Consider the following 10059-nt stretch of genomic DNA (forward strand, 5'->3'; position numbering starts at 1 on the left):
GCGGTTGACGGTCGGCCAATTCCGCGGCGACCCTGGACTTTTCATCAACGGCGAGGGCGAGACGTTGCCGTACGACAGCACCGTCACCTTCGGCGAATACCTCTGCCGCCTCGCGACGACCGGCCTCACCTGCGTGCATCCCACCAAGCACACGGGTGTGCAGTTGAGCAGCGAAGGCGTCGTACCGCTCGGCTGCCTGCGCGAGCTACCAGCGGCCGAGCGCGAACCCGCCGTCGGCCGCGCCTACGCCTGCTGAGCCGCGATCAGCCCGCGGTCCTCGCTCGGGCCGGCCTGGTCAACGAGTCGAGAAGTGGTTCGTTGTCGCCGCGCTCGAGGCCGAAACCCCCTGGGTTCGGAAGCCCGGGAAACGCGAACGGCGCCGCTCCCGAAGGAGCGGCGCCGTTACCAGCGATTCAGTGAATCACTTGATGATCTTCGTGACGCGACCGGCGCCGACGGTGCGGCCACCCTCGCGGATCGCGAAGCGCAGACCCTCGTCCATGGCGACCGGCTGGATCAGCTTGACGGTCATCTCGGTGTTGTCACCGGGCATGACCATCTCGGTGCCCTCGGGCAGGGTCACAACGCCCGTCACGTCAGTCGTACGGAAGTAGAACTGCGGACGGTAGTTGTTGAAGAACGGGGTGTGGCGGCCGCCCTCGTCCTTCGACAGGATGTACGCCTGGCCCTCGAACTCGGTGTGCGGGGTGGTGGTGCCCGGCTTCACGACGACCTGGCCGCGCTCCACGTCCTCACGCTTGATGCCACGAACCAGCAGACCGACGTTGTCGCCCGCCTGGCCCTGGTCGAGCAGCTTGCGGAACATCTCGATACCGGTGACCGTGGTCTTGGTCTTGTCCGGGCGGATGCCGACGATCTCGACTTCCTCGTTCACGTTGATCACGCCACGCTCGACGCGACCGGTGACGACGGTGCCACGACCGGTGATGGTGAACACGTCCTCGACCGGCATCAGGAACGGCTTGTCGGTCTCGCGCACCGGGTCCGGGATGGACTCGTCGACCGCCGCCATCAGCTCCAGCACCGACTCCGACCACTTCGGGTCGCCCTCGAGCGCCTTCAGACCGGAGACCCGCACGACCGGCGCGTCCTCGTCGAACTCCTGCGAGGCCAGCAGCTCGCGGACCTCCATCTCGACGAGCTCGAGGATCTCCTCGTCGTCGACCATGTCGGCCTTGTTCAGCGCGACCAGGATGTAGGGCACGCCGACCTGACGGGCGAGCAGCACGTGCTCACGGGTCTGCGGCATCGGGCCGTCGGTGGCGGCGACCACGAGGATGGCGCCGTCCATCTGCGCCGCACCGGTGATCATGTTCTTGATGTAGTCGGCGTGACCCGGCGCGTCGACGTGCGCGTAGTGGCGCTTCTCCGTCTGGTATTCGACGTGGGAGATGTTGATCGTGATACCACGAGCCTTCTCCTCCGGCGCCTTGTCGATCTGATCGAACGCGAAGCTCTCGTTCAGATCCGGGTACTTGTCAGCCAGCACCTTGGTGATCGCTGCGGTCAGCGTGGTCTTGCCGTGGTCGACGTGACCGATGGTGCCGATGTTGACGTGCGGCTTCGTCCGCTCGAACTTCGCCTTCGCCACTTTTTTGTCCTCCTGGACTTGTTGGTGCGTGCAATTGCAGCAGTGCGGGGGTCATCCCCGCGGACACGGGGAAAGGGTTTACAAACGCCCGGGAGCGATTACTCGCCGGTCGCCTTGGCGATGATCTCCTTCGACACGTTGGCCGGAACCTCCGCGTACGAGTCGAACACCATGGAGTAGTTCGCCCGGCCCTGGGTCTTCGACCGCAGGTCACCGATGTAACCGAACATCTCCGAGAGCGGAACCAGCGCCTTGACGACACGGGCACCACTGCGTTCCTCCATGGCCTGGATCTGACCACGGCGGGAGTTCAGGTCGCCGATCACATCGCCCATGTAGTCCTCGGGCGTGGTGACCTCGACCGCCATCATCGGCTCGAGGATCACCGGACCGGCCTTGCGAGCCGCTTCCTTGAGCGCTTGCGCGCCCGCGATCTTGAACGCCATTTCCGACGAGTCGACGTCGTGGTAGGCGCCGTCGAGCAGCGTGACCTTCAGGTTCACCAGCGGGTAGCCGGCGAGCACACCGTACTGCATGGCGTCCTGGGCGCCCGCGTCCACCGAAGGGATGTACTCCTTCGGCACGCGGCCACCGGTGACCTTGTTCTCGAACTCGTAGTGCGCGCCGTCCTCGCCGACGAACGGCTCCAGTCCGATGATCACCTTCGCGAACTGGCCGGAACCACCGGTCTGCTTCTTGTGCGTGAACTCGAGCTTCTCGACCCGCTTGGTGATCGTCTCGCGGTAGGCCACCTGCGGCTTACCGACGTTCGCCTCGACCTTGAACTCGCGCTTCATGCGGTCGACCAGGATGTCGAGGTGCAGCTCGCCCATACCGCCGATGACGGTCTGGCCGGTCTCGGCGTCCAGCTTGACCGAGAAGGTCGGGTCCTCTTCGGAGAGACGCTGGATCGCGGTGCCCAGCTTCTCCTGGTCGGACTTGGTCTTCGGCTCGATGGAGACCTCGATGACCGGGTCCGGGAAGGTCATGGACTCGAGCACGATCTGGTTCTGCGGATCGCACAGGGTGTCACCGGTGGTGGTGTCCTTCAGGCCGATGACCGCGTAGATGTGGCCCGCCGAGGCGGCGCCGACCGGGTTCTCCTTGTTGGAGTGCATCTGGAACAGCTTGCCCAGACGCTCCTTCTTGCCCTTGGTCGAGTTGATCACCTGGGCGCCGGAGTCGACCTTGCCGGAGTACACGCGCACGTAGGTCAGCTTGCCGAAGAACGGGTGCACCGCGATCTTGAACGCCAGGGCAGCGAAGGGCTCCTCGGCGCTCGGCTTGCGGGTGAGCAGTTCCTCTTCCTTGCCGGGCACGTGGCCGGTGGTGGCCTCCACGTCCAGCGGCGAGGGCAGGTAGTCGATGACCGCGTCCAGCATGGGCTGCACGCCCTTGTTCTTGAACGCCGAGCCACACAGCACGGGGTAGAGCTCGGAGGTCACCGTCAGCTTGCGGATCGCGCCCTTGATCTCCTCGACGGTCAGCTCCTCGCCGCCGAAGAACTTCTCCAGCAGCGCCTCGTCCGACTCGGCGACGGTCTCCAGCAGCTCCTGGCGGTACTGCTCGGCCCTGTCCTTCAGGTCGTCCGGGATCTCGACGACCTCGTACTGCTCACCGAGCTTGGTCTCGCCACGCCACACCTTGGCGTTGTTCTCGACCAGGTCGACGATGCCCTCGAAGGTGTCCTCCGCGCCGATCGGCAGCTGGATGACCAGCGGCTTGGCGCCGAGGCGGTCCTTGATGGTCTGCACGGTGAAGTAGAAGTCGGCACCGAGCTTGTCCATCTTGTTGACGAAGCAGATCCGCGGCACGTCGTACTTGTCCGCCTGACGCCACACCTGCTCGGACTGCGGCTCGACGCCTTCCTTGCCGTCGAACACCGCGACGGCGCCATCGAGCACGCGCAGCGACCGCTCCACCTCCACGGTGAAGTCGACGTGCCCGGGGGTGTCGATGATGTTGATCTGGTTGTCTTTCCAGAAGCACGTGGTAGCCGCGGAGGTGATGGTGATACCACGCTCCTGCTCCTGCTCCATCCAGTCCATCGTGGCGGCGCCGTCGTGGACCTCACCGATCTTGTACGTGATGCCGGTGTAGAAGAGGATGCGTTCAGTTGTGGTCGTCTTGCCCGCATCGATGTGGGCCATGATGCCGATGTTGCGGACCTTGTTCAGGTCGGTGAGCACGTCCTGTGCCACGGAAATCTTCCCCGCTCGTAGCTAGTTGGGATTATCGGGGACGACCCTGTGGTCGCCTCTGTTGTCAACGCCGGACGCGGCCGGTGAGTGCCGCGTTCCGGCTGTGCCTCCCGACCCAGACGACGGGCCGGGCAGACGTCACCAGCGGTAGTGCGCGAAGGCCCGGTTGGACTCGGCCATCTTGTGGGTGTCCTCGCGGCGCTTGACCGAGGCGCCGAGGCCGTTGCTGGCGTCGAGCAGTTCGTTGGCCAGGCGCTCGACCATGGTCTTCTCCCGGCGCGCACGCGAGAAGTTGACCAGCCAGCGCAGGGCCAGGGTGTTGGCGCGGCCCGGACGGACCTCGACCGGAACCTGGTAGGTGGCGCCACCGACGCGGCGAGGCTTGACCTCCAGCGACGGCTTCACGTTGTCCAGCGCGCGCTTGAGGGTCACGACCGGGTCGGTGCCGGTCTTCTCGCGCGCCTGCTCCAGCGCACCGTAGACGATGCGCTCGGCGGTGGACTTCTTACCGTCCAGCAGGATCTTGTTGACCAGCTGAGTAACCAGCGGCGAACCGTAGACCGGGTCGTTGATCAGCGGACGCTTGGGTGCGGGGCCCTTGCGTGGCATATCAGCTCTTCTCCTTCTTGGCGCCGTAACGGCTGCGGGCCTGCTTGCGGTTCTTCACACCCTGGGTGTCGAGGGAGCCACGGATGATCTTGTAGCGAACACCGGGAAGGTCCTTCACACGACCGCCGCGCACGAGCACCATCGAGTGCTCCTGCAGGTTGTGACCCTCGCCGGGGATGTAGGCCGTGACCTCGACCGAGCTGGTCAGGCGAACACGCGCGACCTTGCGCAGCGCGGAGTTCGGCTTCTTCGGGGTCGTGGTGTACACGCGGGTGCACACGCCACGACGCTGCGGGCTCCCCTTCAGGGCCGCGGTCTTCGTCTTGGCGACCTTGTCGCGGCGACCCTTGCGGACCAGCTGGTTGATGGTTGGCATAGACCGGCTTTCCTTATTAGTTAACGCGGTGTGTGGACTTCATGTCTGTTTTAAGTTCGCGGCGCTCCCGGAGCCCTTCGTGGTCGCGAAGCTTCCGCTTCCGGGCTCGTCGTTCACACCGCTGTCATCGAGCTTTCACTCGCACGTCCGGCCACGTTTCTCGCGTCCCGAGGTCGGGCGTGTCGCGCGCGGCGCGGAGCCCGAATTCCGGGCACGCTGGAGTCGTCGGCCGCTCTCGCTGGCCTACGGTCACGCACGAACTTGCCCGCATGCTTCCGGGCACAGCGGTCCACGATACCCGCGGCCGGGACACAGGGTCAAAGCGGGTCGGTTCCGCAAGCGCTCACCTGGCCAGGTTCAAGGTCATTTCCATCAATTTCTTGGCCGCGTCGCACGGGTCGGGATGCGCCGAACCGGGCCGGTAGTTGATCCACCACCCGATCACCCCGTTGTCCGGGGCGCTCGCCGTCACACCGCAGGAGTCCGGGTCCTTCGGCCTGCGAATCTGCAGCGCGAGCGAACTCTGAATGGTGATGTTGGTGGTCTCGTAGCCGAGTTTGTTGTTCGTCTGCTTCTCGTTGCTCAGCGTGCCGTTCTCGTACCAGTTGAGCGTGGCCATGCCGTTCCCGCCGGGCGCGCCGATCAGGTCCCACATGCAGACGGCGCCGAAGAACGAATCACTGACCATGACGCTCTCACCGATCGCCTTGCCGATCTGCTCGTCGGAGAGGATCTCGCATTCGCGCAGCAATTTGTCCAGCTTGGTGTTGACCGGCTCGCTTCCGCCGACCGGATGCGCGGTGCCGGAGACCACCTGACCGCACCCGGCCACCGACAGCGCGAACGCCGCGGCGACGGCGGTGGCCGCGGCGCGCCTGTACAGGTCTCGACCGACGTTCACACTGCACCCCTCACTGAATCCGCTGCAGCGTCAGCTCGGCGAGCGCGCGGCTGCGGTCGCACGGATTACCGTTCACCGCGCCGAACTGTCCGATATTGGTCGACCACTCGAAGAAGTCGTCACCGAGCTGCACCGCCAGATCGCAAATGGTTCCACTCGGGTCCAAGGCGGCGAACCCGTCGCGCCCGGCCACTGTTATCGGATCGGGCGCGCGGCCCTCCACGCTCACCCACGCCCGCTCACGCTCGATGGGACTGCCTCGATATGAAGCGAAAGTGATACTGGGAGAACCGATTCCGGCCGACTGCCAATTACATCCGACAGCATTGCGGAACACGCCGGAGATCCGGCCGAGGCCACCCAGGGTGCGCACCTCGTCGTCGGTGACGTGACCACATTCGCCGACGAACGGGCCGAGCGCCACCACCTTCGGCACAGGCCGCGAAGGCCCCGAGTCCTCCGACTCGCCGCCCGAACCGCAGGCCGCCAGCGTGAGCACCAAGGCTGTCGCGAGGCCGACCGCCGACTTGATCCGCATGCAGAGAACTCTACCGACGCGGCAGCCGGACCGGCTGGACAAGATCGCCTCGCCATCGCGGCGCACTACCGGCCGACGAGCCGAGCGGATGCCCGTTCACAGATTCCCCCTGGCCTCCTGTTCGCGTTCGATCGCCTGGAACAGGGCTTTGAAATTGCCCTTGCCGAAACCGAGGGAGCCGTGGCGTTCGATGAGTTCGAAGAACACCGTGGGGCGGTCGGTGAGCGGCCTGGTGAAGATCTGTAAGAGGTAGCCGTCCTCGTCGCGGTCGACCAGAATGCCGCGGCGCTGGAGGTCTTCGACCGGGACGCGGACCCGGCCGATGCGGGCGCGTAGTTCGGGGTCCTCGTAGTAGGCGGCGGGTGTTTCCAGGAATTCGACACCCTCCCTGCGCAGGGCGTCCACACAGGCGAGGATGTCGCCGGTGGCGAGTGCGATGTGCTGGACGCCGGGCCCGCGGTGGTACTCCAGGTACTCATCGATCTGGGAGCGCTTCTTGCCCGCGGCGGGTTCGTTGAGCGGGAACTTCACCCGATGGTTGCCGTTGGCGACGACCTTGCTCATCAGCGCCGAGTACTCGGTGGCGATGTCGTCGCCGACGAACTCGGCCATGTTCGTGAAGCCCATGACCCGCCGGTAGAACTCGACCCACTCGTCCATCTGCCCGAGTTCCACGTTGCCGACGACGTGGTCGATCGCCTGGAACAATCGGGCGGGCGCACCATCGCGCCGCTGATAGCCGGAGCGGCGGGCGACATAGCCCGGCAGGTAGGGGCCGTAATAGCCGGATCGGTCGATCAAGGTGTGCCTGGTCTCGCCATAGGTGGCCAGGGCGGCCGAGCGCACCGTGCCGAAGTCGTCGGTGTTGTCGTGCGGCTCGACCAGAATGGTGGCGCCATGGGCTCGCGCCCATGCCACACAGCGGTCGACGTCGGGCACTTCGAGGGCGATGTCGACCACCCCGTCGCCGTGCCGATCGTGATGCGCGACCAGTGGACTGTCCGGGTCCACCGCCCCGGTGACCACGAAACGCGCTGCGCCGCTGCGCAAGACGAACGCCTTGTGGTCGCGGTTGCCGGTCTCCGGGCCGGAGTACGCCTCCAACCGCATCCCTAAGGCGGATTCCAGGAAATGCGCGGTCTGGGTGGCGTTGCCCACGACCCAGACCAGGGCGTCCCACCCGATGACCGGGAACGGGTCACCGCTGTCGTCGTGGTCCACCAGCCCCACGAGCGTGCGCAGTTCGCCGTCGCTGGGAACGGCGCCGGGCCGGGCGTTCGGCAGGTGCTCGATGGTCATGTCCCAAGGAAATCGCCGAGTCGGCAGAGTAGGCAACAGCGACAATTCTCGATAGACACTGTGGCGAATTCGGCTAGGAACCGCGCGGTGATGCTGGACAATTTGAATAGCACCGAGGCGGCGGGCGACAAGCCCGTCCGAGTGCTGGAACGGAGGCGGTCATGGCGCGCACACCGGCGAAGCTCGATGAACTCGATCTCGCCATCCTCACCGCGATGCACGAGTACCAGAAGGCGGGCATCCTGGAACTGTCCCGCCGGACCAAGGTCGCCAGGGCCACCGTGCAGTCGCGGATCGCGCGCATGGAGGAGTCCGGCGTGATCGCCTCCTACGACCCGCAGATCGATGTCACCGCGGCGGGCTTCGACGTGCAGGCGTTCGTCACGCTGGAGATCGCCCAGGGCGCGCTGGACACCGTGGCGGCCGAACTCGACGCCATCCCCGGCGTGCTGGAGGCCTACGCCACCACCGGCACCGGCGACGTGCTGTGCCGGATCGGGGCCGACTCGCACGCCGGGCTGCAAGCGGTGCTGCTGAGCATCGACCGGACCTCCTCGGTGGCGCGCTCGCACAGCGTCATCGTGCTGTCCACCGTGGTGGCACGCCGGGCGCTGCCGCTGCTGCGCACGCTGAGCCCGACCGGGACAACCAAGGCGCCCGCCTATCGTCCGGCCCGGGAGCCCTGAGCCGATCCGGCTCAGGGGCGCAGGTCGGCGTGCACGTCGAGGATTTCCACGCTCGCCCGCTTGCCCGCCTCCAGGAAGGCGAGCAGAGCGTGCGCCTCGGCCTCGACCTCGGCACGCTCCGTGTTCGTCCAGCTCCGGGTGGGGCTGATGCGCAGCCGAGCGGACTTCGCGTCCGCGAAGATTTTGTACAGGCCCGCTAGGAAGCCGTCGACCAGCACCGGGGAGACCTGAGCGGCGAAGGTGCGCAGCGGAGGAGCGGTGCCGTCGGGCACGATCCTGGTCCGATCCTGGTGCGACAACAGGGCGTTGTCGTACCAGCCGAGCAGCCGCACCGGAGCGGGGACGTCCGGGTCGGCCAACGCGCCGTCGGCGACGTCGTAGAGCGTGCGGCCGCGCTCGTCGGTGTAGGTGCGCACCCGATCGCCGAGTTCCGCGACGGCCTGCTTCATGCCGAGCAGCTTCGACCAGGTCTGCATGTCCATCGTGGTCGCCGGACCGAAGGCGCGCAGATAGCGGAAGATCAACTCCGCCAGGGGATATGCCGGGTCCAGCGGCATGCCCAGCCACGGCTCCACCCGCGACCAGATCGGCCTGCTGTTGTCCTTCCACTTCCCGCGCGGCGGGGTCTGCAGGACCGGCAGTTGATACAGCCAGGTCTGCACCACCGCCCCCGGGTCGCGGTCGGGGTACAGCTCGGCGGCGCGGGTGCGCAGGTCCGCCGCGGACATCGGCTCGTCGCCGAGCACGGCCTCGCCGCGCCCGCGCACCTCCTCCGGATCCAGGCCGACCATGGCGCCGTAGTTGAAGCCCTTGCGGAAGGGCACTTTCTCCAGTTCCGGCTGCACGTGCGGCGCGATCCGCACCGCGTCGGAGGGAGTCACCATGTGGATCGTCCCGCGCATCAGAGTGATCCGAACCAGCGAACGGTCCTCCAGCGCGTCCGACACCGTCGCCGGATCGAACGCCGCGACGCGGCTCCACAATCCGACGAACGGCGGCGGCGAATCCTGCGCCTGCAGCCCGACGAGGTGGTCGCACATCTGGTGCGCCGTCAGCCGCGAGCGCTCGAGCAGGTGCTGGCGGGCCAACAGGGTCCGATTCAGGACTCGATTGGACAGCTTCATGACGTGAGCGTGCGTCAGCGCAGCGTCACCACGACTTTGCCGGTCGCCGTCCGGTTGTCCAGCGACGCGACCGCCTCGGCGGCCTTGTCCAGCGGGTACAGCACCGGCTCCGGCGGCGCGATCTTGCCGGAGGCCAGCAGCGGCTCCACCTCCGCCCACTGCTCCTGCAGGTACCCCGGGTGCGACATCACCCACTCGCCCCACGCCGCGCCCGTCACCTCGACGTTCTTCAGCAGCAGCCGGTTGACCTTGACGGTGGGGATCTCTCCCGCGGTGAAGCCGACGACCAGCAACCGGCCCGCCGAGGCGAGTGATCGGATGCTGTCGGTGAAACGGTCGCCGCCGACCGGGTCGAGCACGATGTCGACGCCGCGACCGCCGGTCAGCTCCTTCACCGCCGCGAGCCAGCCGTCGGTGAGCACCACGTCGGTGGCGCCGTTGGCGCGTGCCACCGCGGCCTTCTCCTCGGTGCTCACCACGGCGATCACCCGGCCCGCGCCGAGCGCGGCCGCCATCCGCAGGGTCGAGGTGCCGATGCCGCCCGCGGCGCCGTGCACCAGGACGGTCTCGCCTTCGGCCAGCCTGCCGCGGGTGCGCAGGCAGAAGTGCACGGTCAGATCGTTGAACAGGATGCCCGCGCCGGCCTCCAGCGAGACGTTGTCGGGGAGCCGGAACACCATCTGCGTGGGCGTGACGGCCGTCTCGGCCATCGC

The 10059-nt window shown here is 66.9% G+C and carries 10 protein-coding genes and 1 pseudogene; 2 read left to right on the plus strand and 9 right to left on the minus strand.

Translation table 11 applies throughout. The features are described from left to right. Window positions 1-256, plus strand: a pseudogene (locus ON27_RS25270) (hypothetical protein); the annotation flags it as partial. Between the two features lie 165 nt (window positions 257-421). On the opposite strand, the gene tuf reads toward ON27_RS25270, so the two are convergent. From tuf to hppD, 7 genes are all read right to left on the minus strand, one after another. Beyond that, window positions 422-1612: an elongation factor Tu gene (gene tuf / locus ON27_RS25275; RefSeq protein ID WP_043732954.1), complete on the minus strand. Its 1191-nt coding sequence runs from the start codon at window positions 1610-1612 to the stop codon at window positions 422-424. 98 nt (window positions 1613-1710) lie between these two features. Further along, the gene (fusA, locus tag ON27_RS25280) at window positions 1711-3813 is read right to left on the minus strand and encodes an elongation factor G (protein ID WP_043732957.1); all 2103 of its coding nucleotides are present in this window, start codon (window positions 3811-3813) and stop codon (window positions 1711-1713) included. Between the two features lie 138 nt (window positions 3814-3951). Next, complete coding sequence (gene rpsG / locus ON27_RS25285; protein ID WP_014353063.1) at window positions 3952-4422, minus strand: 30S ribosomal protein S7; 471 nt, start codon at window positions 4420-4422, stop codon at window positions 3952-3954. Between the two features lies 1 nt (window position 4423). Next, window positions 4424-4798, minus strand: a complete 375-nt coding sequence (rpsL, locus tag ON27_RS25290) for a 30S ribosomal protein S12 (RefSeq protein WP_039801925.1) — start codon at window positions 4796-4798, stop codon at window positions 4424-4426. Between the two features lie 343 nt (window positions 4799-5141). Beyond that, complete coding sequence (locus ON27_RS25295) at window positions 5142-5699, minus strand: DUF3558 domain-containing protein (protein ID WP_245560113.1); 558 nt, start codon at window positions 5697-5699, stop codon at window positions 5142-5144. A gap of 10 nt (window positions 5700-5709) precedes the next feature. Beyond that, entirely contained in the window at window positions 5710-6237 is a 528-nt protein-coding gene (locus tag ON27_RS25300; protein ID WP_043732960.1) for a DUF3558 domain-containing protein, read from the minus strand. Window positions 6238-6333: 96 nt separating this feature from the next. Next, window positions 6334-7536 carry a 4-hydroxyphenylpyruvate dioxygenase gene (gene hppD, locus ON27_RS25305; RefSeq protein WP_043732962.1) on the minus strand — a complete coding sequence of 401 codons (1203 nt, stop codon included), beginning with the start codon at window positions 7534-7536 and terminating at the stop codon, window positions 6334-6336. Window positions 7537-7697: 161 nt separating this feature from the next. Between hppD and ON27_RS25310 the strand changes: the two genes are divergently transcribed. Continuing rightward, window positions 7698-8222: an Lrp/AsnC family transcriptional regulator gene (locus tag ON27_RS25310; protein WP_043732965.1), complete on the plus strand. Its 525-nt coding sequence runs from the start codon at window positions 7698-7700 to the stop codon at window positions 8220-8222. Between the two features lie 11 nt (window positions 8223-8233). Here the strand turns inward: ON27_RS25310 and ON27_RS25315 are convergent, their stop codons facing one another. Next, window positions 8234-9346: a winged helix DNA-binding domain-containing protein gene (locus ON27_RS25315; protein ID WP_043732968.1), complete on the minus strand. Its 1113-nt coding sequence runs from the start codon at window positions 9344-9346 to the stop codon at window positions 8234-8236. Between the two features lie 14 nt (window positions 9347-9360). Continuing rightward, window positions 9361-10059, minus strand: a 699-nt coding sequence (locus ON27_RS25320) for an NADPH:quinone oxidoreductase family protein (RefSeq protein ID WP_043732974.1), incomplete at its 5' end; no start/stop codon positions are given.

This window comes from Nocardia asiatica NBRC 100129 (genome assembly GCF_000308415.1).
GTDB classification, from domain to species: Bacteria; Actinomycetota; Actinomycetes; order Mycobacteriales; family Mycobacteriaceae; genus Nocardia; species Nocardia asiatica.

Excerpts from the sequence above, each read along its gene's own strand:
- rpsG (WP_014353063.1), bottom strand. The coding sequence starts at position 4,422 with ATGCCACGCAAGGGCCCCGCACCCAAGCGTCCGCTGATCAACGACCCG.
- ON27_RS25310 (WP_043732965.1), top strand. The coding sequence starts at position 7,698 with ATGGCGCGCACACCGGCGAAGCTCGATGAACTCGATCTCGCCATCCTC.
- ON27_RS25315 (WP_043732968.1), bottom strand. The coding sequence starts at position 9,346 with ATGAAGCTGTCCAATCGAGTCCTGAATCGGACCCTGTTGGCCCGCCAG.
- rpsL (WP_039801925.1), bottom strand. The coding sequence starts at position 4,798 with ATGCCAACCATCAACCAGCTGGTCCGCAAGGGTCGCCGCGACAAGGTC.
- hppD (WP_043732962.1), bottom strand. The coding sequence starts at position 7,536 with ATGACCATCGAGCACCTGCCGAACGCCCGGCCCGGCGCCGTTCCCAGC.
- ON27_RS25300 (WP_043732960.1), bottom strand. The coding sequence starts at position 6,237 with ATGCGGATCAAGTCGGCGGTCGGCCTCGCGACAGCCTTGGTGCTCACG.